We start from the raw sequence: 26,557 nt of genomic DNA, 5'->3' as shown, positions 1-26,557 counted from the left end.
ACGGTTGTGCGGATCAGCGCCCCAGTCGTCCGCGGACCATTCCGACCATCGAGTTGAGTTCTTCGATCCGCATCCGCTTGGCGGCGATGAGGAAGACGGCCGCCAGGGCGATGCCGCCGGCCACGAGGGAGGCGGCGGAACCGGCCACTCCGCTGCCCAGCCACTGAGTGACCCCGTAGGCGGCGGCGCCGGCCACGGCGGCCGCGGGGACGCAGGCGCCCGTGAGGCGGGCGTAGGTGCGCATCACGTGGGCGCCGTCGAGGTCGCCGCCGAGGCGGGTCTTCAGGCGGCGCCAGGCGACGCCCACGCCGACGGCGTAGCCGAGGCCGTAGGCGGCGGCCATGCCGACGACGGCCCACCGGGCGGGCAGGACGAAGAAGGAGGCCGCGGAGCCCGCCGCGTTGACGGCGGCGACGATGACGGTGTTGTAGAAGGGCGTCCGGGTGTCCTCGTAGGCGTAGAAGCCGCGCAGGACCACGTACTGGACCGAGTACGGGATCAGCCCGAGGCCGAAGGCCATCAGGACGTAGCCGATGTTCTGGGCGCCGGCGCCGGAGCCGGCGTAGAGCAGGGTTGCCATCGGGACGCCGAGGGCGAGGAACGCGAAGGCGCAGGGCACGATCGCGACGGCGGAGGTGCGCAGCCCGTAGGAGATGTCGTCGCGGACGGCGGCGGCGTCCCCGTCGTGGGCGGATCGGGAGATGCGCGGCAGGACGGCCGTCATGACGGAGACGGTGATGATGGCCTGCGGCATCTGCCACAGCAGCAGCGCGTAGTTGTAGGCGGTGATGCCGGTGCCGGGGTGGCCCTGCTTCTCGGCGACGGAACCGGCCCAGGTGGCGAGCTGGGTGACGACGACGAGCCCGATCTGGTTGGCGAGGACGAAGAAGAACGTCCACTTGGCCAGGCGGGCGGCCTTGCCGAGGCCGTGGCCCTTCCAGTCGAAGCGCAGGCGGGGCTTGAAGCCGGCGTCGCGCAGGTAGGGCAGCATGGCGAGGGCCTGGACGGTGAGGCCCAACAGGGTGCCGAGGCCCAGGAGGCGGACACCGTCGGCGGTGACGGTGGTGGCGTTGACGCCGGAGGTGGTGAAGCCGCCGAACACCCAGATGAAGGCGCCGAAGGTGGCGATGACGACGATGTTGTTGAGGACCGGGGTCCACATCATCGCGCCGAAGCGGCCGCGGGCGTTGAGGATCTGACCGAGGACCACGTGGACGCCCATGAAGAACATGGTGGGCAGGCAGTAGCGGGCGAAGGCGACCGCGACGTCCATCTGCTGGGGGTCGGAAGCGATCTTCGGCGACATCATCGTGATGAACACCGGTGCGGCGAGGACGCAGATGGTGGTGATCGCGGCCAGCAGGACGACGACGAGGGTCAGCAGCCGGTTGGCGTACGCCTGGCCGCCGTCGCTGTCGTTCTTCATGGCCCGGACCAGCTGCGGGATGAAGACGGCGTTGAGGGCGCCGCCGCCGACCAGCACGTAGATCATCGTGGGCAGGGTGTTGGCGATCTGATACGTGTCGTTGAAGGTGCCGACGCCGATGGCACCGGCGATGACCAGGGTCCGCAGGAAGCCGGTGATGCGGGAGACGATCGTGCCGGCGGCCATGAGCGCGCTGGACTTCAGCAGGCTGGACGCGCGTCCGGCGGGCTTGGCCGGGGCCGGGGCGGCGACGGGGGCGTCCTCGGCGGGGGTGCGGGGGGCCGCCTCCTGGTCGCGGTACAGGTGGGCGAAGGCGTCGGGTTCGGCCTGTTCGTCGGCCGCCTGGGTGACGAGGGAGTCCACGCCGACGAACTGGGTGGTGGTGGCGTGGTCGCCGTATGGCAGGTGGCGGGAGGGCCCGTCCGGCTCGGGCGGCGGGGTCTGGGCCCAGACGTGCGGATCGGGGGCGTAGGAGGGCGCGGTGGGCGCCGCGTAGAGCGGGCCGGGCTCCTGGTAGGTGCCGGGCGGCGGCGGGGGGTGTGCGGCCCGGTCGTAGAGGACCTCGGCCACGGGGTCCTGTGCGGACAGGTCCTGTGCCCGGTACGGGTCGTAGTCGTAGGCGTCCTGGACATATGGGTCGCGGTCCGGCGCGGGCGCAGGCGCGGGAACCTGCCCGGGCACCGGGGTGCCCGGGGCAGTGCCCTGGGAGGGCGCGGGCCCACCAGTGCCCTGCGCGCGGTCACCGTCGTACGGCGCGTTCATCGAAACCCCACCTCATCGTCCCCAGGCCGATCGGCCACGGCATCGCTCAACGGTCCACTGTCTCACCCGTGCCGGACCCGTCGGTGCTTTGCGGTCCGGTGTCCGGGGACTCGTCACTCGGCTGCGTGCTCTCCTCGGCGGCCGCGCGTGCCGCGACGCGCTTGCGGCTGGCGTACATCTTGATGCCCGCCAGGACGAGGAGGAGCACACCGCCGGCGATGACGAGCATGACGGTGGGGGTGATCTCGGTGGCGTCGACGGTGAACTTTCGTTCCTTGCCGTAGGGGACGCCGTCCTTGGTGAAGAGCTGCGCGGTGACCTCGACGGGGCCGCTCGCTGTGGCGTTGGCGGTGAACTTGACGGTCTGGGTGTGGTCGCCCTGGACGGTGACCTGCTGTTGCTGTTCGGCCTCGCCCTTGTCGCCGAACATCAGGCGGGTCGGGTTGGCGGACTTCACCCGCAGGACGAGGTCGTGGACGTCCTGGACCAGGCTGTTCTGGACGCTGACCGGGATGGTGGCGCTGTGTCCGGACAGGGTGGCGTCGGACTTGGGGACGACCTTGACCTTCTCGGTGAGGCCGATCAGGTAGTCCTGGACCTGGTCCCGGTAGAGGGCGGCCTCCACGGGGTGGCCGCGCCAGGAGGTGGACATCTCCCGGTTCGTGGTGTTGCCGAAGGGGATCTCGACGCGGTCGGGTGCGGCGAGGATCACCTTGAAGTGGTCGAGGGTGTTCTGGGTGGTCCGGATCTTCTCGAACGCGGGCACCGGAAGCTCCTGCTTGCGCAGGTCCTCGGGGTACTGCCCGGCGCCCGGCACCTGGGTGGCGGCCGCGGGGTCGGGTTTGGCCGCGGCCGCGGCCTCGAGGTCGCTGGGCTGGGTCCAGCGGCCGGCCTGGAGGGCGCGGATGGCCTGGGCCATCGTCTCCACCTGGCTGACGCTGGGCATCCGCTGCGGGGCGACGACGAAGCTGCGCTGCTCGTCGGTCTTCTGCAGGTTCAGGGCGAGGGTGTCGGCGAGGAACCGCTGCAGGGCGAGGGTGGAGTTCCCGGAGCTGAGCATGTCGCCGTCGAAGGCCGTGGAGAGTTCCGCGTCGGCGACGACGGCGGTGGCGCCCGCGCCGATGGGGCGGGCGGCCGAGGGGGTGTACCCGAGGGCTCCGCTCTCCGAGAGGCTGTCGCTGCGGGTGAGGATGTTGTGGGCACCGGCCGAGGTGGCGACGTTGACGATCGAGGGGTCGATGGCGCCGTCCACGGGCCAGGAGAAGTCGGTGGACGCGGGGACGTGCAGGACCGTCTCGACGGCCTGCTTCGCCTTGTCGGTGGCGGGCCGCAGCTGGCCCAGGGTGCCCGAGACGTCCTTGCCCCGGTGGGCGAGGGAGGCGAGGTCGGGGTCCGCGAAGGGCAGGGCCACGACCTTCTTGCCCTGGACGGCGGCTTCCAGGGAGCTCAGCCACTGTTCGGCGACGGCCTTGTTCTTGCCCTGGACGGGCTTTCCGCCCGGGACGCGGACCCGGTAGCCCTTGGTCATCGCGTCGACCGTGTACAGCAGGTCGGGATCGATGACCCAGGTGATGGGCAGGTCCTTGCCGAGCGCGACCATCCGCTCCAGCCGGCCGCCGGACCTGAGCTCTTCGGCGAGGGAGTCGTCGAGGAAGACGGGGGTCTGGGTTTCGTCCGAGCCGGTTTCCGCGGTCACGTGGGTGGTGGAGATCAGCGGCCACACGTAGGTGAGCTGGCCCCGCTTGGACGCGGCCTCCGGCTGCCAGGGCAGGAAGGTGCGCTTGATGCCGAGGACCTGCTCGGACGGACGGCTCTCGGTCACCCCGGACAGGGAGACGCCGAGCTGGTAGACGCCGTCCTTGTCCAGCTCCAGCTTGTTCACCGGGACCGTGAGGGTGAAGGACTGGTTGACCTTCGAGGGCAGCGAGGCGATCTTCACGGCGTGGGCCGGGTCGATCTCCCCTGGGTCCGTGCCGGCGCGGAAGCCGGTGCGGTCCGCCGCCTCGTCGATCGAGGACCGGTCCGCGAGGAGGGGGCCGACCCGCAGACCCACGTGTGCGTCGTTGATCGTCTCGGAGCCGTTGTTGACCACGGTGCCGGAGATGGTCAGGGTGTCGCCCTTGACCGGGGCGGCGGGGGTCATCGAGTCCAGCTGGACGTCGACGCTGGCCGCCTGCGCGGCCTGGGCCTTGGGGGCCGGTGAGTAGACCAGAGCGGCGAGGACGGGGGTCCCGGCGAGCAGGACCACCGCGCGCCGCAGCCATCGGCGCCGGACAGGAGTGGGGGGCGTCCCCAGGATGTCTGCCGCCTCGGCCACGCGCTAGCCCGTCCCTCGAAGTGTCGGTGTTCGTCGTTTGTGCGTCCAGGCATGGTAACGAGACCCGCTGTGCGCGAGTGCCGCTCCTTGCTCCACATGATCGGCTCAGCCCCGGGGCAGCGGTGTACCGGGGTCGCCGTAAAACGGGGAAGCCCGCGCCGGGCGGGGCACGTACCCTTTTCTGTTGTGCCGAACGCCAACGAAGACAACCCCAGTGCCCTGAGTCAGGTGCAGCGCCGCGCGGTGAGTGAACTGCTGCGGGTCGCCCCTGTCGCCGACGAGCTCGGCCGCCGTTTCCAGAAGGCGGGCTTCCGCCTCGCCCTGGTCGGCGGTTCCGTCCGCGACGCGCTGCTCGGGCGTCTCGGCAACGATCTCGACTTCACCACCGACGCCCGCCCCGAGGACGTTCTGAAGATCGTCCGGCCGTGGGCCGACTCGGTGTGGGACGTCGGTATCGCCTTCGGCACGGTCGGGGCGCAGAAGGCTGCCCGCGTCGGAGACGCTGATTGGAACTTCCAGATCGAGGTGACGACGTACCGCTCGGAGGCCTACGACCGTACGTCGCGCAAGCCCGAGGTCTCCTACGGCGACTCGATCGAGGAGGACCTGGTCCGGCGCGACTTCACCGTCAACGCCATGGCGCTGGCTCTGCCGGAGCAGGAGTTCATCGACCCGCACGGCGGTCTGGAGGATCTGGCCGCCGGTGTGCTGCGCACCCCCGGCACCCCGGAGGACTCGTTCTCCGACGATCCGCTGCGCATGCTGCGGGCGGCGCGGTTCGCCGCGCAGCTGGACTTCGAGGTCGCTCCCGAGGTCGTCGCGGCCATGAAGGCCATGTCCGACCGGATCGAGATCGTCTCGGCGGAGCGGGTGCAGGGCGAGCTGAACAAGCTGGTCCTCTCCGCGAACCCGCGCAAGGGTCTGGGCTTGCTCGTGGACACCGGGCTGGCCGACCGGGTCCTGCCCGAGCTGCCCGCGCTGCGGCTGGAGAGTGACGAACACCACCGTCACAAGGACGTCTACGACCACTCGCTGATCGTGCTGGAGCAGGCGATCGCGCTGGAGGAGGACGGCCCGGACCTGGTGCTGCGGCTCGCGGCCCTGCTGCACGACATCGGCAAGCCCCGTACCCGGCGCTTCGAGAGCGACGGCAGGGTCTCCTTCCACCACCACGAGGTGGTGGGCGCAAAGATGACCAAGAAGCGTCTGACGGCTCTGAAGTACTCCAACGACATCGTCAAGGACGTGTCCCGGCTGGTGGAGCTGCACCTGCGCTTCCACGGCTACGGCGACGGCGAGTGGACGGACTCCGCGGTGCGGCGCTACGTCCGCGATGCCGGCCCGCTGCTGGAGCGCCTGCACAAGCTGACCCGGTCCGACTGCACCACCCGCAACAAGCGCAAGGCCAACGCGCTCTCCCGGACCTATGACGGGCTGGAGGAGCGCATCGAGCAGCTGCAGGAGCAGGAGGAGCTGGACGCGATCCGGCCCGACCTGGACGGCAACGAGATCATGCGGGTGCTCGACGTCGGCCCCGGCCCGGTGATCGGGAAGGCGTACGCGTTCCTGCTGGAGCTGCGGCTGGAGAACGGCCCGATGGGGCACGATGCGGCCGTCGCCGCCCTCAAGGAGTGGTGGGCCGCGCAGGCGTGACGCAGGAACGCAGGGGTCGATGTTTCACGTGAAACATCGACCCCTGCGTTCCTGCGGGCGGCAATGTTTCACGTGAAACGTCGCTCCTGGCGGCCCAGCAGCACTGCGGTGGCGGCGTAGAGGGCGGACACACAGAGGATCAGTGGCACGGACTGTCCGTTGGCGGGGAGCATGAGGGAGGCCACCGCCGCGGCGCCGACGAAGGCGACGTTGAAGAGCACGTCGTAGACGGAGAAGACGCGGCCGCGGTAGTCGTCGTCCACCCGGGACTGCACGACCGTGTCGGTGGAGATCTTGGCGCCCTGGGTGGCGAGGCCGAGGACGAACGCGGCGATCAGCATCGGTGCGGGGGCGAAGAACAGGCCGAGCGCCGGGACCAGGACCGCGGCGCCCGCGGAGCAGGCGGTGATCCAGCCGAGGGGGCCCAGCCGGCTCACCAGCCAGGGAGTGACGACGGCGGCCGTGAAGAACCCGGCCCCGGAGACGCCGACCGCGATCCCCAGGAGGGCGAGCCCGTCGGCCTCGTTGTCCGACCACGAGTAGCGGCAGAGCATCAGCAGCATGACGAACAGGGCTCCGTAGCAGAACCGCATCATGGTCATGGCGGTGAGCGCCTGGGCGGCCTCCCGGCGTGAGGCGAGATGGCACAGTCCCGCGGCCATGCCCCGGACGGTGAGTGCGACGCCCTCGGCGACCGACGGGTGGAGCACGCCCGGGGGGTGGTCGGGCCCGAGGAGGCCGATGGCCAGGCGCAGGGAGACGAGGGCCGCGAGCAGGTAGAGCCCGGCGCCGAGGAGGATGACGAGGGCGTCGGCGTCGGCGGCCAGCAGCCGGACGAGGAAGGCCAGTCCCCCGCCGGCGGTCGCCGCGAGGGTGCCGGCGGTCGGGGAAAGGGCGTTCGCGGTGACCAGCTGGTCGGGGCCGACGACTCGCGGCAGGGACGCGGCGAGCCCGGCCAGGACGAAGCGGTTTACGGCGGTCACGGACAGCGCCGACGCGTAGAACAGCCAGTCGGGGACCTGGGCGACGATCAGCATTCCGGTGATGCAGGCGAGGAAGGCCCGCAGCAGGTTGCCGTAGAGGAAGACCTGGCGGCGGCGCCAGCGGTCGAGCAGCACCCCGGCGAACGGGCCGATCGCCGAATACGGCAGCAGAAGTACCGCCATGGCCGAGGCGATGGCCGCCGGTGAGGTCTGCTTCTCGGGGGAGAAGACGACGTAGGTGGCGAGCGCGACCTGATAGACGCCGTCCGCCGCCTGCGAGAGCAGCCGTACGGCGAGCAGGTTGCGGAAATCCCTCAGGCGCAGGAGTACGCGCAGATCACGTACGACAGGCATGAGGGCAAGGGTCACATACGCGGAGGGTCCCCGGGCATATTGCCCGGGGACCCTCCGCGGAAGAACAGTCGAAGTCCAGGTGTCCTTGCGGACCCCTTGGGGCTCGACTAGCGCTCGACCTCGCCCTTGATGAACTTCTCGACGTTCGCGTAGGCCTCGTCGTCGAAGTACTGCACCGGCGGGGACTTCATGAAGTAGCTGGACGCCGACAGGATCGGGCCGCCGATACCGCGGTCCTTGGCGATCTTCGCGGCGCGCAGGGCGTCGATGATGACACCGGCGGAGTTCGGGGAGTCCCACACCTCGAGCTTGTACTCGAGGTTCAGCGGGACGTCGCCGAAGGCGCGACCCTCGAGGCGGACGTAGGCCCACTTGCGGTCGTCGAGCCACGCGACGTAGTCGGACGGGCCGATGTGGACGTTCTTCTCGCCGAGCTCACGGTCGGGGATCTGCGAGGTGACGGCCTGCGTCTTGGAGATCTTCTTCGACTCGAGGCGGTCGCGCTCGAGCATGTTCTTGAAGTCCATGTTGCCGCCGACGTTGAGCTGCATGGTGCGCTCAAGACGGACACCGCGGTCCTCGAACAGCTTGGCCATCACGCGGTGCGTGATGGTGGCGCCGACCTGCGACTTGATGTCGTCGCCGACGATCGGGACACCGGCCTCGGTGAACTTGTCGGCCCACTCCTTGGTGCCGGCGATGAAGACCGGGAGGGCGTTGACGAAGGCGACCTTGGCGTCGATGGCGCACTGGGCGTAGAACTTCGCCGCGGCCTCGGAGCCGACGGGCAGGTAGCAGATCAGGACGTCGACCTGGCGGTCCTTGAGGATCTGCACCACGTCGACCGGAGCCTCGGCGGACTCCTCGATGGTCATGCGGTAGTACTTGCCCAGGCCGTCCAGGGTGTGGCCGCGCTGGACGGTCACACCGGCGTTCGGGACGTCGCAGATCTTGATGGTGTTGTTCTCGCTGGCGCCGATGGCGTCCGAAAGGTCGAGGCCGACCTTCTTCGCGTCGACGTCGAACGCGGCGACGAACTCGATGTCACGCACGTGGTAGTCGCCGAACTGGACGTGCATCAGACCGGGGACCTTGGCCGCCGGGTCGGCGTCCTTGTAGTACTCGACGCCCTGCACCAGCGAGGCGGCGCAGTTGCCTACGCCGACGATGGCTACGCGAACCGAACCCATTCCGGTTGCTCCCTGTTTGTTCTCGGACGAGGTCTGCGAGATGCAGGCCTCATTTTTCTGTTTCGTCGGACGGACCGGGTCGTCTCCGATCCCGTCCCGCCCGCTCACTCTCGATGAGCTCGTTCAGCCAGCGCACTTCGCGCTCCACGGACTCCATGCCGTGCCGCTGCAGCTCAAGCGTGTAGTCGTCGAGGCGTTCCCGCGTGCGGACCAGTGAGGCGCGCATCTTCTCCAGACGCTCCTCCAGCCGGCTGCGGCGGCCCTCCAGTACCCGCATGCGTACGTCTCGTTCGGTCTGGCCGAAGAAGGCGAAGCGGGCGGCGAAGGACTCGTCCTCCCAGGTGTCGGGTCCCGTGTGGGAGAGGAGCTCCTCGAAGTGCTCCTTGCCCGCGGCTGTCAACCGGTAGACGATCTTGGCGCGCCGCCCTGCGAGTGAAGCGGCGAGCGCGTCTTCCGGGGCGTTGCCCGGCTCTTCGATCAACCAGCCGTTGGCGACGAGCGTCTTGAGGCAGGGATAGAGCGTCCCGTAGCTGAAGGCCCTGAACACCCCGAGCGAGGTGTTGAGCCGCTTGCGCAGCTCGTACCCGTGCATGGGGGATTCGCGAAGCAGGCCGAGGACGGCGAATTCGAGGATGCCTGAGCGCCTGCTCATCCGCCTGCCTCTCCTCCGACTCTGACTCCGAGCTCTGGCTCAGAGTCTTTATGCCGAGCTGATGTATCGACTCGATACATCCAGACGATAGAACGGTGCGCGTCCGGCGACAAGGGGTGACGTGGTGACCGGCATCACATCACCAATTCGTACGATGCAAGTTGCCTGATTTGGGGTGAACTTCGGCACTGGTCGGGTTTTGACCGTGCGTAGTCTGTGCGCCAGGACATGGGGGATCCGGAATTCACCTGCCGCTTCCAGGCCACTCGCCTGCCCGAGGAGTAGTCGTTCGATGAGCGAGCACCGCCGCAAACCGTCGCAGCCCCAAGGTGGTGGGCGAGCCTCGGCCCGCCGGGCTGCCCAGCAGCGTCCCGGCCGGGGCGCCGGATCCGGACGTGACGTGCCCACCGCCTCGCCCAGCGGGCCGTATGCGGAACCGTCCGCCCCCGGCAGCCGCGCCGAGGCCCGCCGGGCCGCCCAGAGAGGGCCCGCCGGCCGCGGCAGAGGCTCCGGCCGGGCAGCCCGTGGCACCGGGCGCCCTGACAAGCGCCTCATCAACTACCCGCGGTCCGATCGGGACGGCTGGAAGCGTTTCCTGCCGTCCTGGAAGCTGGTGTCCGGCACGGCACTGGGGTTCTTCGCGATCATCACCGCCGGAGCGGGCATCGGCATCGCCATGGTGAGCACGCCCGACCCCAACAAGGCGGCCCAGGCGCAGAACAACGTCTTCTACTGGTCGGACGGGACCCAGATGGTCGCGACCGGCGGTTCGATGAACCGGCAGATCGTGACCATCGACAAGATCCCCCGGGCGATGAGGGACGCCGTGATCGCGGCGGAGAACGAGTCCTTCGAGACGGACAAGGGCGTCGACCCGATGGGCATCGGCCGGGCCGTGTGGAACATGGCCACGGGCGGTTCCACCCAGGGCGGCTCGACCATCACCCAGCAGTACGTGAAGAACACCTACCTGGACTCCGACCAGACGCTGAAGCGAAAGGTCACCGAGCTCTTCATCGCGCTCAGGCTGGGTGTCTCCGAGGAGAAGGACACGGTCCTCGCCGGCTACCTCAACACCGCCTACTACGGGCGGGACGCCTACGGCATCCAGGCAGCGGCCCGCGCCTACTTCGGCAAGGACAGCCACGACCTGAACCCCTCCGAGTGCGCCTTCCTGGCCTCCGTGCTCAAGGGCCCCAACCTGTACAACCCGGACGGCGGCATCGGCGCCGCGGCCACCCCCGCCCTCAACGAGGACCGGGCCAGGAAGCGCTGGGCCTGGGTTCTGGACCGCGAGGTCGAGGTGGGCCGGATGGCCAAGGACGAGCGGGCGAAGTACACGGACTTCCCCGCGCGCGTCGAGTCGGAGCAGGCCCGCGGCATGACCGGGCAGATCGGCTACCTGGTCGAGACGGCCAAGCAGTACGTGATGAAGACCAAGAACATCACCGCCGAGCAGATGGCTCTGGGCGGCTACCAGATCCACACCACCTTCCAGAAGCCGAGGGTGGACGCCCTGGTCAAGGCCGTCGAGGAGACCCGCAACGACTTCCTCGACGAGAAGAAGCGCCCCGAGTACGACACCTTCGTGCAGTTCGGCGCCGCCTCCGTCGATGTGAAGTCCGGGGCGATCGTCGCCCTGTACGGCGGGCCCGGCTGGGACCAGAAGCACTTCAGCAACAACGCCAACACCATCGGTGTCCCCGTCGGCTCGACCTGGAAGCCGTACGTCCTGGCGGCCGCGATGGAGTACGGCACGCAGAACTCCAACGGCCAGGGCATCTCGCCCGACAGCAAGTACATGGCCGACGACCTCACCGTGATCAAGAACCGTCAGGGCAGCCCCTTGGCGGGCCCCGACGGCAAGCCGTTCCGGCAGAAGAACGAGAGCCCCACGGCCTTCGGCTACGTGACCCTCAACGAGGCGATGGAGAAGTCCATCAACGTCCCCTTCGCCCAGCTCGTCTTCGACGTCGGTCACACCAAGGTGCGCGACGTGGCCAAGTCGACCGGGATCCTCGAGGATTCGATGGACAAGGACAACACCGCCTCGTTCGCACTGGGCACCTCGACCCCGAGTGCCATCCGCATGGCCGACTCGTACGCCACTTTCGCCGCCTCCGGTATGCACCGCGAGCCGTTCTCCGTGACCAAGGTCGAGAAGGACGGCGAGGCGCTGAGCGGGTTCGAGGCGCCCAAGGAGCAGCGGGCCATGGACAACGACGTCGCCGACAACGTCACCAAGGTCCTCGAGAACGTGGTCCAGAACGGCACCGGCACCAAGGTCAAGAAGCTGGGCCGGCCCGCCGCGGGCAAGACCGGAACCACCGACCAGAACAAGTCGGCCTGGTTCGTCGGCTACACGCCGGAGCTGTCCACCTCCGTCGCCCTCTTCCGTACCGATCCCAACTCGGCGGACAAGAAGCTGATCTCCATGAACCACGTCGGTGGCGTCGACTCCATCCACGGTGGTGACATCCCGGCCGTGATCTGGACCGAGTACATGCGCGAAGCGCTCAAGGACGCCCCGGTCAAGAAGTTCCCGGAAGCCGAGGACATCGGCGTCACGGCGGACTCCGCCGGAGCGCCCTCGCCCACGCCCTCGGCCCCGGCTTCGCCGTCCCCGTCTCCCTCGATGCCGCCGTCGAGCTCTCCGCCGCCGGTGTCGCCGAGCCCGTCCCGGGGCGGCAAGCCCACCTGCAAGCCGTGGGAGCTGTACTGCGAGCCGGACACCACCGGCGGTACCTCCACCGGGGGAACGAACGGCGGGACCAACGGCGGGGTCATCGGCGGCCCCAGCGGATCGCCGTCCCCGTCGAACACCGCCAAACCCGGCCGCCCAGGCGGCACCACGGGCTGGCCGACCGGAGCGGCGGCCGACTGACCGGGACCGCCTGCTGACTCGGGGAAGGCCGTCGCACAGGGTGCGACGGCCTTCCCCCATGTCCGGCCCGGTACGGCAGGATGAGCCCATGACCAAGGTGCACGAGGACAGCCCCGTACTGCCCACCCAGCAGGACGAGGTCGCCGCAGCGGGCAGTGAGTTCCTCGGCGGCCCGATCGGCCGCCACGCCCGGCTGGGCGGCCACTGGCTGGGGCCCGTCCGGGTGGTGGCCCTCATCGCCATCGGCATGTTCGCGCTGGGCATGGTGCAGAAGCTGCCCTGCTACGACTGGGCGTGGTTCCGGGGGGCGACTTCCCAGTACACCCACGCCTGCTACTCCGACATCCCGCACCTGTACGCGGTACGCGGCTTCGCCGACAACCTGACCCCGTACTTCGACCGGCTCCCCGGCGACATGGAGTATCTGGAGTACCCGGTGCTCACCGGGCTCTTCATGGAGATCGCCTCCTGGCTGACCCCCGGCAGCGGCTCCATGCAGCACCGCGAACAGATGTACTGGATGGTCAACGCGGGCATGCTGATGGCCTGCGCGGCGGTCATCGCCGTATGCGTCGCCCGGACCCACCGCCGCCGGCCCTGGGACGCCCTGATGTTCGCCCTCGCGCCGGCCTTCGCGCTCACCGCGACGATCAACTGGGACCTGCTGGCCATCGCCCTGACCGCCGCCGGAATGCTCATGTGGTCCCGGGGCCGGACGGTGCTCTTCGGCGTGTTCATCGGCCTGGCCACCGCAGCGAAGCTCTACCCCGTGCTGCTGCTCGGGGTGCTGTTCGTGCTCTGCTGGCGGGCCGGCAAGTGGCGGGCCTTCGGCGCCGCCGCCCTCGGCGCGGCCGGATCCTGGCTGCTGGTGAACCTGCCCGTCATGGCCTTCGCCTGGGACGGCTGGACGAAGTTCTACACCTTCAGCCAGGAACGGCCCATCGACTTCGGCTCCGTGTGGCTGCTGATCTCCCAGCGCTCGGGCAACCCCCTGGACGGCGCCAACACGTACGCGACCGGGCTGACGCTCCTGCTGTGCGGGGCCATCGGGCTGCTCACCCTGACCGCCCCCCGGCGCCCCCGGTTCGCGCAGCTGGCCTTCCTGGTCGTCGCCGCCTTCATCCTGTGCAACAAGGTCTACTCGCCGCAGTACGTGCTGTGGCTCATCCCGCTCGCCGCGCTGGCCCGGCCGCGCTGGCGGGACTTCCTGATCTGGCAGGCCACCGAGGTCGTCTACTTCCTCGGGATCTGGTTCTACCTGGCCTACACGAGCAGCGGGGACAAGCACCAGGGCCTGCCCACGGAGGGCTACCAGGTGGCGATCGCCGCCCACCTGCTGGGCACCCTCTACCTGTGCGCGGTCATCGTCCGCGACATCCTGATGCCCGAACGGGACGTCGTGCGCCGGGACGGCTCGGACGACCCCTCCGGCGGCGTCCTGGACGGGGCCGAGGACGTGTTCGTCCTGTCGGACGCGGCGAGGGCGCCGCGGTACGCGACGCCCTCGGAGGGACAGCGGGTCGACTGGGGCACGCTCCCCAAGGACTGACCCCGGCGTGCCGGCCGGTCACGGACCGGCCGGCGAGCGGCCGGTCAGGCGTCGAGCACCCGGTCGAACTGCGTGGTGGTGTGGCGCAGGTGTGCCACGAGCTCGTCGCCCACCTTGGGCTCGGCCGCGTCCGACGGCACGAACAGGATCGACACCTGCATGTGCGGCGGCTCCGCGAACCAGCGCTGCTTGCCCGCCCACACGAAGGGCGACAGGTTCCGGTTGACCGTGGCCAGGCCCGCCCTGGCGACGCCCTTGGCGCGCGGCATCACGCCGTGCAGGGCCTTGGGGGCCTCCAGGCCCACTCCGTGCGAGGTACCGCCGGCCACGACGACCAGCCAGCCGTCGGAGGCGGCCTTCTGCTGGCGGTAGCCGAAGCGGTCGCCCTTGGCCACCCGCGTGACGTCGAGGACCGCACCGCGGTACTCGGTCGCGTCGTGGTCGCCCAGCCACAGCCGGGTGCCGATCCGCGCGCGGAAGCGGGTCTGCGGGAACTGCTGCTGAAGCCGTGCGAGCTCCTCGGCCCGCAGGTGGCTGACGAACATGGTGTGCAGCGGCAGCCGGGCCGCGCGCAGCCGGTCCATCCAGCCGATGACCTCCTCGACGGCATCCGAGCCGTCCGGGCGGTCCAGCGGCAGGTGCAGGGCGAAGCCCTCCAGCCGGACGTCCTCGATCGCCGCGTGCAGCTGTCCCAGGTCCTGCTCGGAGACGCCGTGGCGGCGCATCGAGCTCATGCACTCGATGACCACGCGGGCGCCGACCAGACCGCGGACCCCGTCCAGCGAGGACACCGAGCGGATGACCCGGTCGGGCAGCGGCACCGGCTCCTCGCCCCGCCGGAACGGGGTGAGGACGAGCAGGTCGCCGCCGAACCAGTCCTTGATGCTGGCCGCCTCGTACGTCGTCCCGACGGCCAGCACGTCGGCGCCCAGCCGGGTCGCCTCCTCGCACAGGCGCTCGTGGCCGAAGCCGTACCCGTTGCCCTTGCAGACCGGGATCATTCCCGGGAACTGGTCCTGGATCTGCTTCTGGTGCGCACGCCAGCGCGCGGTGTCGACGTAGAGCGTGAGCGCCATGCCCGTCCGGAACCTCTCCTGAAAAGCTGCGGGTGCAGCGGTGCGTGGGTGGGTGGGGTGGGATCAGCGACGCGACATGTAGATGTCGAGCGCCTTGTGCAGCACCTTGTTGAGCGGGAAGTCCCACTCGCCGACGTACTCGACGGCCTCGCCGCCCGTGCCGACCTTGAACTGGATCAGACCGAACAGGTGGTCGTTCTCGTCCAGCGTGTCAGAAATGCCGCGCAGGTCGTAGACGCTCGCACCGAGTGCGTACGAGTCGCGCAGCATGCGCCACTGCATCGCGTTGGAGGGGCGCACCTCGCGCTTGTGGTTGGCGGAGGCGCCGTACGAGTACCAGACGTGCTGGCCGACGGTGAGCATCGTGGCGGCGGCCAGCGGCTCCCCCTCGTGCTTCGCGATGTACAGCCGCATCCGGTTGGGGTCCTCGGAGTTGAGGGCCGTCCACTGGCGCTGGAAGTAGCTGAGCGGGCGCGGGCGGAACTTGTCGCGCTCGGCCGTGATCTCGTACAGGTGCTGCCAGGTCGGCAGGTCCTCGTAGCCGCCCTGGACGACCTCGACGCCGGCCTTCTCGGCCTTCTTGATGTTGCGGCGCCACAGCTGGTTGAAGCCCTTGAGGACATCGTCCAGCGAGCGGTTGGCCAGCGGCACCTGGAAGACGTAGCGGGGCTGGACGTCACCGAATCCGGCGCCGCCGTCCTCCGCCTGCTGCCAGCCCATGCGGCGGAGCTTGTCGGACACCTCGAAGGCGCGGGGCTCGATGACCGAAGCCTCCACGTCGCGCAGGCGCTTGACGTCGGGGTCCTGGATTCCGGCCTTGATGGCGGCGGAGTTCCAGCGGCGGATGACGACGGGCGGACCCATCTTCACGGTGAAGGCGCCCTGGTTCTTGAGGTGGGCCAGCATCGGCTGGATCCACTCCTCCAGGTTCGGGGCGTACCAGTTGATGACCGGGCCCTCGGGGAGGTACGCGAGGTACCGCTTCACCTTGGGCAGCTGGCGGTACAACACCAGTGCCGCACCGACGAGTTCACCGGACTTGTCGAACCAGCCGAGGTTCTCCGAACGCCACTCGTTCTTGACGTCGGCCCATGCCGGGACCTGGCAGTGGCTAGCCGACGGCAGGCTCTGGAGGTAGGCCAGATGCTGCTCTCGGCTGATGGTGCTCAGGGACAGGCTCATGCGGGGTGTCTCCTCCGGCGGCTTCGCTGGCTATGGCGCGAAGCCTACTGCGACGGGGGCGCCACCCATCTGGGGGACGGGCCGCAGGCCCGGGCCGGTGTGGGCGGCACCCCTGCCGCGGAGGTACCCCGGTCAGCCCAGCCAGCCGCCGAAGAGGCCGCCGTGGAACATGCCGATGAAGAAGCCGATGGCAGACGCGCCAAGGCCGATGATCAGCGCGAAGCGCTCGCGTGTCGTGACGGAGACGAACTGTCCGTACGCGCCGGTCAGGATCCCGATCAGTCCGGCCCACGAGGTGAGCAGGTGCAGGTTGTGGAAGAACGCCGTGATGAACGCCACGGCTCCGAGGAACAAGGTGACCGCCATCAGGGTGTCCTGCAGCGGGTGGGGCTTGCCGTCGGTCGAGAAGAGGGAGATCGGCGGGGGTGAGGACTGGGGTCGCATGGCCTGTGCCATCGGAAGGCACCTCCTGGCTGAAGCAGACGGTGCTGCGGAGCCACCTCCGGCGGGGGCCGGGGGCATAGCACCGAGCACACCCGATGGATACAGATTGTGGACCTCTCCTGCCGGATTTCAACCGGAAGGAGTCGAGCAGGTAGTCTGTACGGTCTGCGCGGTGTCTGCTCTGCGGATGCCGTGCGCACGCATCACGACCCTCCTGCCACGGAACGACCGTGGCCGCTGAGTCCAAAGGAGGTGGGTTCCACATGCGTCACTACGAAGTGATGGTCATCCTCGACCCCGATCTCGAGGAGCGCGCTGTCTCCCCGCTGATCGAGAACTTCCTTTCCGTCGTCCGTGAGGGCAACGGAAAGGTCGAGAAGGTCGACACCTGGGGCCGTCGTCGTCTCGCTTACGAGATCAAGAAGAAGCCCGAGGGCATCTACTCGGTCATCGACCTTCAGGCCGAGCCTGCGGTCGTCAAGGAGCTTGACCGACAGATGAACCTGAACGAGTCGGTTCTCCGGACCAAGGTCCTTCGCCCCGAGACCCACTGAACTTCGGTTCAGCGGTAATCGGGACCGAGTAGCACAGCAGCCCAGCAGCAATCCCCGCCGAGAGGTTCATCCATGGCAGGCGAGACCGTCATCACGGTCGTCGGCAATCTCGTCGACGACCCCGAGCTGCGCTTCACCCCCTCGGGTGCGGCGGTCGCGAAGTTCCGTGTCGCGTCCACTCCCCGCATCTTCGACAAGCAGACCAATGAGTGGAAGGACGGCGAAGGCCTGTTCCTGACCTGCTCGGTCTGGCGTCAGGCGGCGGAGAACGTCGCCGAGTCCCTTCAGCGGGGCATGCGCGTCATCGTGCAGGGCCGGCTGAAGCAGCGGTCGTACGAGGACCGTGAGGGTGTCAAGCGCACGGTCTACGAGCTGGACGTCGAGGAAGTCGGCCCCAGCCTGAAGACCGCCACGGCCAAGGTTGCCAAGACCAGCGGTCGCGGTGGCCAGGGTGGGTACGGCGGCGGCGGCCAGCAGCAGGGTGGCGGCGGCGGCAACTGGGGCGGAGCCCCCAGCGGCGGCGCCCCTCAGGGCGGCGGAGCTCCCTCCGACGACCCGTGGGCGTCCAGCGCGCCGGCCGGCGGCCAGCAGCAGCAGGGCGGCGGCGGTGGCGGCTGGGGCGGAAGCTCCGGAAGCTCCGGCGGCTCCGGCGGTGGCTACTCGGACGAGCCGCCCTTCTAGGGCAGCTCGCACCCCCACTTCTTGATTTCACAGGAGAGACACAATGGCGAAGCCGCCTGTGCGCAAGCCTAAGAAGAAGGTCTGCGCTTTCTGCAAGGACAAGACCGCGTACGTGGACTACAAGGACACGAACATGCTGCGGAAGTTCATTTCCGACCGTGGCAAGATCCGTGCCCGCCGCGTTACCGGCAACTGCACGCAGCACCAGCGTGACGTCGCCACGGCCGTCAAGAACAGCCGTGAGATGGCGCTGCTGCCCTACACGTCCACCGCGCGATAAGGAAAGGGTGACCGACTAATGAAGATCATCCTGACCCACGAGGTTTCTGGCCTCGGTGCCGCCGGCGATGTCGTCGACGTCAAGGACGGTTACGCTCGCAACTACCTGGTCCCGCGTGGTTTCGCGATCCGCTGGACCAAGGGTGGCGAGAAGGACGTGGCGCAGATCCGCCGCGCCCGCAAGATCCACGAGATCGCGACCATCGAGCAGGCCAACGAGATCAAGGCCAAGCTCGAGGGTGTGAAGGTCCGTCTGGCCACCCGCGCGGGTGACGCCGGTCGTCTCTTCGGTTCCGTGACCCCGGCCGACATCGCCACGGCGATCGAGTCCTCGGGCGGCCCGAAGGTCGACAAGCGCCGCGTTGAGCTGGGCTCCCCGATCAAGACCCTCGGTTCGTACCAGGTCTCCGTGCGTCTGCACGCCGACGTGGCCGCGAACGTGGGCATCGAGGTCGTCGCCGCCTAAGGGCTGCGCACACGAAGGGCCGCACCCCGCTGGGGTGCGGCCCTTCGTCGTTGCCGGATGCGGCGGCGGTGCCGGCGATGTTTCACGTGAAACATGCCCGGAGGGGAGGCGATGTTTCACGTGAAACATCGCCTCAGCGGGTGGCCCCCGCGACCAGCCACCGGCCCGAGCGGGCGCGCAGCTGGAGGGTGACCATCCGGACCAGCATCATCAGCGTCATGGCCCACCAGAGCGTCGTCAGGCCGCCGCCCAGTGCCGGTACCAGGAGCGCTGCCGGGGTGAACACGGCCAGCGTCACCAGCATCGCCCAGGCCAGGTAGCGGCCGTCGCCCGCACCCATCAGGACGCCGTCGAGAACGAAGACGATGCCGGACACGGGCTGGGAGAGCGCGACGACCAGCAGGGCGGGCAGCAACGCCTCCTCGACGGCCGGATCGCTGGTGAACAGCGGAATGAACACGGGGCGGGCCAGGACGACCAGCAGGCCGAGCACGATCCCCGCGGCGATCCCCCACTGCACCATGCGACGGCAGACGGCCTTGGCGCCCTCGGTGTCGCTCGCGCCCAGATAGCGGCCGATGATGGCCTGCCCGGCGATCGCGATGGCGTCCAGGGCGAAGGCGAGCAGGCTCCACAGGGCGAGCAGGATCTGGTGGGCGGCGATGTCGGCGTCGCCGAGGCGGGCGGCCACGGCGGTCGCGATCATCAGGATGACCCGCAGTGACAGGGTGCGGACCAGCAGGGGTGCGCCGGCCTGTGCACAGGCCCGGATCCCCGCGAGGTCGGGGCGCAGGGAGGCGTCGTGCCGCCGGGCTCCGCGTACGACGACGACGAGGTAGGCGGCGGCCATGGCGCACTGGGCGATGACCGTGCCCCAGGCGGAGCCGGCGATGCCCAGGCCCGCACCGTAGACGAGGAGGACGTTCAGGCCCGCGTTGAGGGCGAAGCCTCCGACGGCGACGTAGAGCGGCGTACGGGTGTCCTGGAGGCCGCGGATGACACCGGTGGCGGCCAGGACCATGAGCATGGCGGGGATGCCGAGCGCGGAGATCCGCAGATACGTGATCGCGTACGGGGCGACGGTGTCGGAGGCCCCGAAGAGGGAGACCAGCCAGGGGGCGGCGGGCAGGACCACGGCGATGACGGCCGCGCCGAGCAGGAGAGCGAGCCAGATGCCGTCCATGCCCTGCCGGATGGCCGCCTGCAGGTCGCCCGCTCCGACCCTGCGGGAGACGGCCGCGGTGGTGGCGTAGGCGAGGAAGACGAAGACGCTCACGGCAGTGGTGAGCAGAGCCGCAGCGATGCCGAGGCCGGCCAGCTGGGGCGTCCCGAGGTGCCCGACGATGGCGCTGTCGGCCATCACGAAGAGGGGTTCGGCGACGAGGGCGCCGAAGGCGGGCACGGCGAGCGCGAAGATCTCTCGGTCGTGCCGTCTCGGCGCTGTCTTCGGTGCGACGGGGGCCTGTGTCATGTGCTCAATCTAATCTTCCACAGGTAATAGATGCAACTGCCTTTGGATCCTTACCAACGCGCTGACTTGCGCGTTCCTCCCCACCCGTTGGAGGCGATCTTGAGACAGTGGCCAAGATTTTTCCGGGCCACAGTTGCCGAGGTGGGAAATGCCAGGTCAGATGGGGTGACAGGGTGGGGTAGGTGATTTTGTCCACAGCGTCGTCCCCCGGTCCGTGCACAGCTTCCGGGGACTTACCCACAGCATTGGCGCCGTCGTCCACATCTCATCCACACAGCCTGTGGATAACAAGATTGGCTGACGCTGCCATCGGCCCTACCGTGGTGCGTTGCCCGACTCGCCGAGAGCCGATCCGGGTGCCCCATATGTCAGAGCCGTGTCGTAGAAAGAGTGGCACGGCGAGGTCCGCGTTGCGGACGGAGGAGGTGGCCCGGTGAGCATGCCCGAGCCCTTGGACGACCCCTGGGCCGACAGCGGTCCAGGTGACCGTCTGCCCCCCCGTCCCCGCCGCAACGGCGAGGGCCGCGGACGCGGGGACGAGCAGCACGACCGGGGCCGTGAGGGCGGCTCCTGGGACGGCGGCGGCGCCGGCGGCGGCTTCGAGCGCGTCCCCCCGCAAGACCTCGACGCCGAGCAGTCGGTGCTCGGCGGCATGCTGCTGTCCAAGGACGCGATCGCCGATGTCGTCGAGGTCCTCAAGGGCCACGACTTCTACCGGCCCTCCCACGAGACGATCTACCAGGCCATCCTCGACCTGTACGCCAAGGGGGAGCCGGCCGACCCGATCACCGTCGGCGCCGAGCTGACCCGGCGCGGGGAGATCAGCAAGGTTGGCGGGGCCTCGTACCTGCACACGCTCGTGCAGTCGGTCCCGACGGCGGCCAACGCCGAGTACTACGCGGAGATCGTCCACGAGCGGGCCGTCCTGCGCCGCCTGGTCGCGGCCGGTACGAAGATCACGCAGATGGGTTACGCGGCCGACGGGGACGTCGACGAGATCGTCAACAGCGCCCAGGCCGAGATCTACGCGGTCACCGAGCAGCGGACCTCCGAGGACTACCTGCCGCTGGGCGACATCATGGAGGGCGCCCTCGACGAGATCGAGGCGATCGGCTCGCGCAGCGGCCAGATGTCGGGTGTGCCCACCGGCTTCACGGACCTCGACTCGCTGACCAACGGCCTGCACCCGGGCCAGATGATCGTCATCGCCGCCCGTCCCGCGATGGGCAAGTCCACGCTCGCGCTGGACTTCGCGCGCGCCTGCTCCATCAAGAGCAACCTGCCGAGCGTGATCTTCTCCCTCGAAATGGGTCGCAACGAGATCGCGATGCGCCTGCTCTCGGCCGAGGCCCGGGTGGCTCTGCACCACATGCGCTCGGGCACGATGACGGACGACGACTGGACCCGGCTGGCCCGGCGGATGCCGGACGTGTCCGCCGCCCCGCTCTACATCGACGATTCCCCCAACCTGTCGATGATGGAGATCCGGGCCAAGTGCCGCCGGCTCAAGCAGCGCAACGACCTCTCGCTCGTGGTCATCGACTACCTCCAGCTGATGCAGTCGGGTGGCTCGCGCCGTCCCGAGAGCCGTCAGCAGGAGGTCTCGGACATGTCCCGAAACCTCAAGCTGCTGGCGAAGGAGCTCGAGGTCCCCGTGATCGCGCTCTCCCAGCTGAACCGTGGCCCGGAGCAGCGCACCGACAAGAAGCCGATGGTCTCCGACCTGCGTGAGTCGGGCTCGATCGAGCAGGACGCGGACATGGTGATCCTGCTGCACCGCGAGGACGCGTACGAGAAGGAGTCACCCCGCGCGGGCGAGGCGGACCTGATCGTGGCGAAGCACCGTAACGGCCCCACGGCGACGATCACGGTCGCCTTCCAGGGTCACTACTCGCGGTTCGTGGACATGGCCAACACGTAGCGTCCGGGTCACCCAGGACGGGCGCTCAGCGCCTCGTCTCGTACCTGGTCAGGATCACGCCGCCGGGAAACGTCCGCGTCTCCACCAGGTTCAGGTTCACCCAGTTGTCCAGCGCGGTGAAGAACGGCGTGCCGCCGCCCACCAGGACCGGCGCGGTGGCCAGCACGTACTCGTCAATCAGCCCGGCCCGCATGGCCGCCCCGGCGAGCGTCGCGCCGCCGATGTCCATCGGGCCGCCGTCCTCGGCCTTGAGCCGGGTGATCTCGGCGACCGCGTCGCCGGTGACCAGGCGGGTGTTCCAGTCGACCTTGTCGATCGTCGCGGAGAACACCACCTTCGACATGTCCCGCCAGCGGCGCGCGAACTCGATCTCCGCCGGGGTGGCGTTGGGCTGCTGGTCGCCGGTCGGCCAGTGGGAGCTCATCGTCTGCCACAGCTTGCGCCCGTACAGCGACAGGTCGGTCGCCTGCAACTGGTCGGACCAAAACTGGAACAGCTCGTCGCTCGGCACGCTCCAGCCGATGTCGTCGCCGGGCGCGGCGATGTAGCCGTCCAGGGTCAGGTTCATGCCGTAGATCAGTTTCCGCATGGCGCCAGCCTTCCGTGAGTCGGTCTCACGCGTACAGACCGGCGCGCCGCGGGAAACTCATCGGTGCGCGATCGATGACCACCCGGCTCAGGGACGCGAGTTCATAGAATCCGATCATGGATGAGATCTCTGAGGACCTGGAACTCCTTCCCGCCACCCGGCGTGCGCTGCGGCACCGGATCGCCGTGGCGCAGAGCGATGGGCGGGCCCCGTCCGTGGTGGCGGCCGTGGTGCGAGGCGGGGAGGTGGTCTGGGAGGGCTCCCGGACCTCGGTGGAGGGCCACGGCCCGGACGGGAACGTCCAGTACCGGATCGGGTCGATCACCAAGACCTTCACCGCCGTTCTGGTGATGCGGCTGAGGGACGAGGGCCTGCTCGGGCTCGCGGATCCGCTGGAGAAGCACCTGCCGGGTACCGGTGCCGGTGAGGTGACCATTGCCCAACTGCTGGCCCACACCGGTGGTCTGGCAGCGGAGACGCCCGGCGAGTGGTGGGAGCGCACTCCCGGTGCGCTGCGGCCCGAACTCGCCGACGTGCTGGGGGACGATCCGTTCCGGCACTCGCCGGGGAGCAGGCACCACTACTCCAACCCCGGGTACACGCTGCTGGGTTCGCTGGTCGAGGCGCTGCGCGGGAAGCCGTGGGAAGAAGTGCTGAAGGCTGAGGTGCTGGAGCCGCTGGGGCTGGACCGGACGAGCGGGTCGCCGCAGTCCCCGCATGCGGGCGGCTGGGCGGTGCACCCGTGGGCGGACCTGATGATGCCCGAGCCGCTGGAGGACCTGGGGCTGATGGCTCCGGCCGGTCAGCTGTGGTCCACGACAAGGGATTTGGCGCGGTTCGCGGACTTCCTGCTGCGGGGGGACGAGCGGGTGCTGGGCGCGGAGTCCGTACGGGAGATGCGCACGTCGGCGGCGCCGCCGGAGCCGGGCATCGCCGAGTGCGGCTACGGGCTGGGGATGCAGCTGATGGCCCAGGACGGGCGCCGGCTGGCGGGGCACAGCGGATCGCTTCCGGGGTTCGTCGCGGGGCTGTGGCTGAGCGAGGCGGACGACGTGGCGGCCGTGGTGCTGGCGAACTGCACCTCGGGGTTGCCGGCCGCGTCGGTGGCCGCGGACCTGGTGGCGGTCGTCGCGGAGGCCGAGCCTCGGTTCCCGCAGCCGTGGCGGCCGTTCGCGGAGGCCGCCCAGGTGCCGCTGGAGGTGTGCGGGCCCTGGTACTGGGGGACGTCGGCCCAAGTGGTGCGGCTGAAGGCGGACGGATCGCTGGAGCTGGGACCGGTGGGCGCGACGGGGCGTTCCGCGCGCTTCCGGGCGGAGCCGGACGGCACCTGGACGGGCCTGTCCGGGTACTACGCGGGGGAGACGCTGCGGGCGGTACGGCGTGCCGACGGCTCGGTCAGCCATCTCGATCTGGCGTCCTTCGTGTTCACCCGGGAGCCGTACGACGCCCAGGCCCCGGTGCCCGGCGGGGTGGACCCGCAGGGCTGGCGGGGTATCGGCTGACGGCCCGGCTCAGGCGACGAGTTCGCGTTCCAGCGGGGTGCGGAAGCGCGGGGTGATACGGGCGTCGCCGATCCAGTCGGCGAGGCGGGCGGCCTCGGCGGTGATCGCCTTCTCGGCGGCCCGGCCGGGGTCTGACAGCAGCCGCCAGACGATCTCGCCGTCGCCGCGCTGGGCCCAGGCGCCGACGATCTCGCCGTTCCACCACACCGTGGGGCCGATGTTGCCGGCGTAGTCGAACAGGGCGGGCCGGTGGGCGGGGTCGAGATGGAAGCCGCGGTCGGCCCAGCCCATGCCGCTGGGGTCGAGGCCGGGGAGCAGGGCCGCCCAGGGTTCCGGGGCCGGTTCGGGTGCGGTGTCGCCGGGGCTGACGAGGGCGGTGGTCCCGTCCTCCAGGCGTACCTGGTCGGGGCCCACGGCCGTGAGGGCCTTGCGGACGTCGCCGAGCGTCCAGCCGGTCCACCACTTGAGGTCGGCCTCGGTGGCCGGCCCGTACGCGTGGAGCCAGCGGCGGGCGACCTCGGCGCGGGCCTCGGTCGCGGGTACGGCGGGCCAGGGCTCGGTGTGGACCCAGCGGAACTGGCTGGAGGTCCACGAGCCGCGCGGGCGGTCGCGGCGGATCCGGCCGTCGGCGGCCAGCAGGCGGATGACCCGGGTGGCGACGCCGGTCTCCGTCTCGTACTTCTTGCCCCTGCCGATGGTGATCTTCTGGCGCAGTGCAGGTACGGCGGCGGACAGTTGGCTGCCGGTGCAGGGCCCGCGGCTGTCGAGGGCGTCGAGCGCCGCGGTCTCGGCCTGGGCCAGCCAGGCGGCGTCCAGCCCCTGGCCGTCCTCGTCGAGGCGCTTGAGGAGGGTGCGGCGCTCCTTGACGGCGATGGCGCGGGCGGTGGAGGAGTCGACGTGCGGGGCGAGGCCGGTCGAGACCGCGAACAGCGTGTTGCGCATGCTCAGCAGCCGGACGAGGCTCACGTCCTCGTAGAGCGCCTGCTCGATGATGTCCGCGCTTCCTTCGGCGAGCCGGGCGCGGGCGGAGAGGAAGACGGTCGCGGCGTCGGTGGCGTGCAGGGCGACGACGGCGTCGGCGGCCTCGGGAACCGTGGCGGCGCGGGTCGAGGGAGCCAGGCGGTGGCGTCGGCCGAGGCGATGGCGGCGCTCGGCGGTGGTGACGAGAGGCAGGCTGGGGCTCATCCTCCCGATCGTAGGCCGGGCCGCCGACACGGCGGCCCGGTCTGCGGGTTCGGCCGGTCAGAGGGGCAGTTTGAACCCGACGTGGGAGGGGGCGAAGCCGAGCCGCTCGTAGAAGCGGTGGGCGTCGGTGCGGGTCGCGTCCGAGGTGAGCTGGACGAGGTCGCAGTTCTCGGCACGGGACTTCTCGATCGCCCATTCGATGAAACGGGTGCCCAGGCCGCTGCCGCGCTCGTCCGCGTGGACGCGGACGCCCTCGATGATGGAGCGGGTGGATCCCTTGCGGGAGAGGCCCGGGACGATCGTCAGCTGGAGCGTGCCCACGACGCGGTCCGCGCGGACGGCGACGACGAGGTGTTGGTTCGGGTCCTCGGTCAGGCGCTTGAACGCCGCGAGGTACGGGGTGAGGTCCTCCGGGGATTCCCGGGTGGCGCCGAGGGGGTCGTCGGCCAGCATGGCGACGATGGCGGGCAGATCGGCCTCGGCGGCGGGACGGATGGCCAGTTGGGGGGTGTCGGTCACGGTGGGGTGTTCCTCTCTCAGCACGCGGCCACGGTGAGCGGTGCCCAGCGGCGGGTCCAGTCGCCGGGCAGGCCCGGGATGTCTCGGGTCATGACGGTGTTGAAGGCCACGGAGCCGAGCCCGCGGTCCTTGAGCCAGGAGATGAGCTCCTCGTGGCGTACGTCGACATCGGTGCGCAGCGGCCGGTCGGTGGTGGCGGCGAGGGCGGTGACGAGTGCCTGGGCTCCGGCGGTGTCGCGGGCGATCAGCGGGCCGATGACATGGGTCTCCATGTTGGGCCAGATCGCGGCGTAGCCGGTGAGGGTGCCCGCACGGTCCTCGGCGACGAGCAGCCGGTCGGTGAAGGCGGGAAGCCTGGTGATCATGTGGGTCCGGTCGGTGCCGAAGACCTCGGTGTCCAGCCGGACGATCCTCGGCAGATCCTCGGCGGTGGCGGGCCGGACGGTGCCGTTGCCGGACGCGTTGGCCGCGGGGCCGGGGCGGAAGGTGCCCTTCAGCATCTCGGCGCGGCCGGTGGTCTCGAAGCCGAGCTCCTCGTAGAGCGGGCGGCCGTAGGGCGTGGCGTGCAGAGTGAGGGGGATGCCCTTGAGGACGTCGTCGCAGACGTGCGTCATGAGGCGGCGGCCCAGGCCCCGGCGGGAGTAGCGGCCGGCGACGAGGACCATGCCGATGGCGGCGAGCTCCGGTTCGGCGCGTGTGCCGCCGTACCGGGTGACGATGCAGGCTGCAGCCAGTCCCTGACCGTCCGGGGCGTCGACACCGTAGCCGTTTCCGGCGGTGAGGAGCAGGCGCCATTTGTGGTCCTCGCGGGGCCAGCCGCGGTCTTCGGACAGGTCGGCGCAGTGGCGGAGATCGTCCGCGGTCAGCGCTCGGATGGGCAGCTCGGTGAGGTGTGGTGGTGTCACCGACTCAGACTGG

22 protein-coding genes are annotated in these 26,557 nt (G+C 69.8%); 9 read left to right on the top strand and 13 right to left on the bottom strand.

What is annotated here, in order from left to right:
- Nucleotides 1–13 precede the first annotated feature (13 nt).
- Together murJ and JIW86_RS20830 are read right to left on the bottom strand one after the other, a co-directional pair.
- Nucleotides 14–2,188, bottom strand: coding sequence for a murein biosynthesis integral membrane protein MurJ (gene murJ / locus JIW86_RS20835; protein WP_215139800.1), 2,175 nt, complete (start codon nucleotides 2,186–2,188; stop codon nucleotides 14–16).
- A gap of 46 nt (nucleotides 2,189–2,234) precedes the next feature.
- Nucleotides 2,235–4,505 carry a DUF6049 family protein gene (locus tag JIW86_RS20830; protein WP_257555363.1) on the bottom strand — a complete coding sequence of 757 codons (2,271 nt, stop codon included), beginning with the start codon at nucleotides 4,503–4,505 and terminating at the stop codon, nucleotides 2,235–2,237.
- 186 nt (nucleotides 4,506–4,691) lie between these two features.
- Between JIW86_RS20830 and JIW86_RS20825 the strand changes: the two genes are divergently transcribed.
- Complete coding sequence (locus JIW86_RS20825; RefSeq protein WP_257555361.1) at nucleotides 4,692–6,158, top strand: CCA tRNA nucleotidyltransferase; 1,467 nt, start codon at nucleotides 4,692–4,694, stop codon at nucleotides 6,156–6,158.
- 68 nt (nucleotides 6,159–6,226) lie between these two features.
- On the opposite strand, the gene JIW86_RS20820 is transcribed toward JIW86_RS20825, so the two are convergent.
- The 3 genes from JIW86_RS20820 to JIW86_RS20810 all read right to left on the bottom strand — a co-directional run bounded on the left by JIW86_RS20820 (nucleotide 6,227) and on the right by JIW86_RS20810 (nucleotide 9,337).
- Nucleotides 6,227–7,495 (bottom strand): MFS transporter, encoded by a 1,269-nt coding sequence (locus JIW86_RS20820; protein WP_257555359.1) that lies wholly within the window; start codon nucleotides 7,493–7,495, stop codon nucleotides 6,227–6,229.
- 107 nt (nucleotides 7,496–7,602) lie between these two features.
- Nucleotides 7,603–8,685 (bottom strand): inositol-3-phosphate synthase, encoded by a 1,083-nt coding sequence (locus tag JIW86_RS20815; protein ID WP_215139796.1) that lies wholly within the window; start codon nucleotides 8,683–8,685, stop codon nucleotides 7,603–7,605.
- 49 nt (nucleotides 8,686–8,734) lie between these two features.
- Complete coding sequence (locus JIW86_RS20810; RefSeq protein ID WP_215139795.1) at nucleotides 8,735–9,337, bottom strand: PadR family transcriptional regulator; 603 nt, start codon at nucleotides 9,335–9,337, stop codon at nucleotides 8,735–8,737.
- A gap of 292 nt (nucleotides 9,338–9,629) precedes the next feature.
- Between JIW86_RS20810 and JIW86_RS20805 the strand changes: the two genes are divergently transcribed.
- Together JIW86_RS20805 and JIW86_RS20800 are read left to right on the top strand one after the other, a co-directional pair.
- Nucleotides 9,630–12,221 carry a transglycosylase domain-containing protein gene (locus JIW86_RS20805; protein ID WP_257555357.1) on the top strand — a complete coding sequence of 864 codons (2,592 nt, stop codon included), beginning with the start codon at nucleotides 9,630–9,632 and terminating at the stop codon, nucleotides 12,219–12,221.
- A gap of 88 nt (nucleotides 12,222–12,309) precedes the next feature.
- The gene (locus JIW86_RS20800) at nucleotides 12,310–13,770 is read left to right on the top strand and encodes a glycosyltransferase family 87 protein (RefSeq protein ID WP_257555355.1); all 1,461 of its coding nucleotides are present in this window, start codon (nucleotides 12,310–12,312) and stop codon (nucleotides 13,768–13,770) included.
- Between the two features lie 44 nt (nucleotides 13,771–13,814).
- Here JIW86_RS20800 and JIW86_RS20795 read toward each other — a convergent pair whose 3' ends face one another.
- From JIW86_RS20795 to JIW86_RS20785, 3 genes are all read right to left on the bottom strand, one after another.
- Nucleotides 13,815–14,846, bottom strand: a complete 1,032-nt coding sequence (locus tag JIW86_RS20795) for an alanine racemase (protein ID WP_215139792.1) — start codon at nucleotides 14,844–14,846, stop codon at nucleotides 13,815–13,817.
- A gap of 63 nt (nucleotides 14,847–14,909) precedes the next feature.
- On the bottom strand, nucleotides 14,910–16,028 hold the full coding sequence (locus tag JIW86_RS20790) for a lipid II:glycine glycyltransferase FemX (RefSeq protein WP_215139791.1): 1,119 nt from the start codon (nucleotides 16,026–16,028) through the stop codon (nucleotides 14,910–14,912).
- A 132-nt stretch (nucleotides 16,029–16,160) separates the two neighbouring features.
- Nucleotides 16,161–16,484, bottom strand: a complete 324-nt coding sequence (locus tag JIW86_RS20785; RefSeq protein WP_257555353.1) for a hypothetical protein — start codon at nucleotides 16,482–16,484, stop codon at nucleotides 16,161–16,163.
- A gap of 251 nt (nucleotides 16,485–16,735) precedes the next feature.
- Here JIW86_RS20785 and rpsF point away from each other — a divergent pair, with 251 nt between their 5' ends.
- The 4 genes from rpsF to rplI all read left to right on the top strand — a co-directional run bounded on the left by rpsF (nucleotide 16,736) and on the right by rplI (nucleotide 18,452).
- Nucleotides 16,736–17,026 carry a 30S ribosomal protein S6 gene (gene rpsF, locus JIW86_RS20780; protein ID WP_004950685.1) on the top strand — a complete coding sequence of 97 codons (291 nt, stop codon included), beginning with the start codon at nucleotides 16,736–16,738 and terminating at the stop codon, nucleotides 17,024–17,026.
- A gap of 72 nt (nucleotides 17,027–17,098) precedes the next feature.
- Nucleotides 17,099–17,707 carry a single-stranded DNA-binding protein gene (locus tag JIW86_RS20775; RefSeq protein WP_257555351.1) on the top strand — a complete coding sequence of 203 codons (609 nt, stop codon included), beginning with the start codon at nucleotides 17,099–17,101 and terminating at the stop codon, nucleotides 17,705–17,707.
- A 43-nt stretch (nucleotides 17,708–17,750) separates the two neighbouring features.
- Entirely contained in the window at nucleotides 17,751–17,987 is a 237-nt protein-coding gene (gene rpsR, locus JIW86_RS20770; protein ID WP_005315025.1) for a 30S ribosomal protein S18, read from the top strand.
- Nucleotides 17,988–18,005: 18 nt separating this feature from the next.
- On the top strand, nucleotides 18,006–18,452 hold the full coding sequence (gene rplI / locus JIW86_RS20765; protein ID WP_215139788.1) for a 50S ribosomal protein L9: 447 nt from the start codon (nucleotides 18,006–18,008) through the stop codon (nucleotides 18,450–18,452).
- Nucleotides 18,453–18,585: 133 nt separating this feature from the next.
- On the opposite strand, the gene JIW86_RS20760 is transcribed toward rplI, so the two are convergent.
- Nucleotides 18,586–19,923 carry an MATE family efflux transporter gene (locus JIW86_RS20760; RefSeq protein WP_257555347.1) on the bottom strand — a complete coding sequence of 446 codons (1,338 nt, stop codon included), beginning with the start codon at nucleotides 19,921–19,923 and terminating at the stop codon, nucleotides 18,586–18,588.
- A gap of 451 nt (nucleotides 19,924–20,374) precedes the next feature.
- Here JIW86_RS20760 and dnaB point away from each other — a divergent pair, with 451 nt between their 5' ends.
- A complete protein-coding gene (dnaB, locus tag JIW86_RS20755; protein ID WP_215139829.1) occupies nucleotides 20,375–21,844 on the top strand; it encodes a replicative DNA helicase in 1,470 nt (489 codons plus the stop codon).
- 25 nt (nucleotides 21,845–21,869) lie between these two features.
- On the opposite strand, the gene JIW86_RS20750 is transcribed toward dnaB, so the two are convergent.
- On the bottom strand, nucleotides 21,870–22,433 hold the full coding sequence (locus JIW86_RS20750; protein WP_257555346.1) for a dihydrofolate reductase family protein: 564 nt from the start codon (nucleotides 22,431–22,433) through the stop codon (nucleotides 21,870–21,872).
- 116 nt (nucleotides 22,434–22,549) lie between these two features.
- Between JIW86_RS20750 and JIW86_RS20745 the strand changes: the two genes are divergently transcribed.
- On the top strand, nucleotides 22,550–23,935 hold the full coding sequence (locus tag JIW86_RS20745) for a serine hydrolase domain-containing protein (RefSeq protein WP_257555345.1): 1,386 nt from the start codon (nucleotides 22,550–22,552) through the stop codon (nucleotides 23,933–23,935).
- 9 nt (nucleotides 23,936–23,944) lie between these two features.
- Here the strand turns inward: JIW86_RS20745 and JIW86_RS20740 are convergent, their stop codons facing one another.
- The 3 genes from JIW86_RS20740 to JIW86_RS20730 are packed head-to-tail and all read right to left on the bottom strand — an operon-like array spanning nucleotide 23,945 to nucleotide 26,544.
- Nucleotides 23,945–25,120, bottom strand: a complete 1,176-nt coding sequence (locus JIW86_RS20740) for a winged helix DNA-binding domain-containing protein (RefSeq protein WP_257555343.1) — start codon at nucleotides 25,118–25,120, stop codon at nucleotides 23,945–23,947.
- A 57-nt stretch (nucleotides 25,121–25,177) separates the two neighbouring features.
- Nucleotides 25,178–25,639 (bottom strand): GNAT family N-acetyltransferase, encoded by a 462-nt coding sequence (locus JIW86_RS20735; RefSeq protein WP_257555342.1) that lies wholly within the window; start codon nucleotides 25,637–25,639, stop codon nucleotides 25,178–25,180.
- 17 nt (nucleotides 25,640–25,656) lie between these two features.
- Nucleotides 25,657–26,544 (bottom strand): GNAT family N-acetyltransferase, encoded by an 888-nt coding sequence (locus tag JIW86_RS20730; RefSeq protein WP_257555340.1) that lies wholly within the window; start codon nucleotides 26,542–26,544, stop codon nucleotides 25,657–25,659.
- Between the last annotated feature and the right edge of the window lie 13 nt (nucleotides 26,545–26,557).

Source organism: Streptomyces sp. NBC_00162 (assembly GCF_024611995.1).
Lineage (GTDB): Bacteria > Actinomycetota > Actinomycetes > Streptomycetales > Streptomycetaceae > Streptomyces.
Note: the sequence above shows the minus strand (reverse complement) of the source record. Positions and strands in the feature narration are given on the sequence as shown.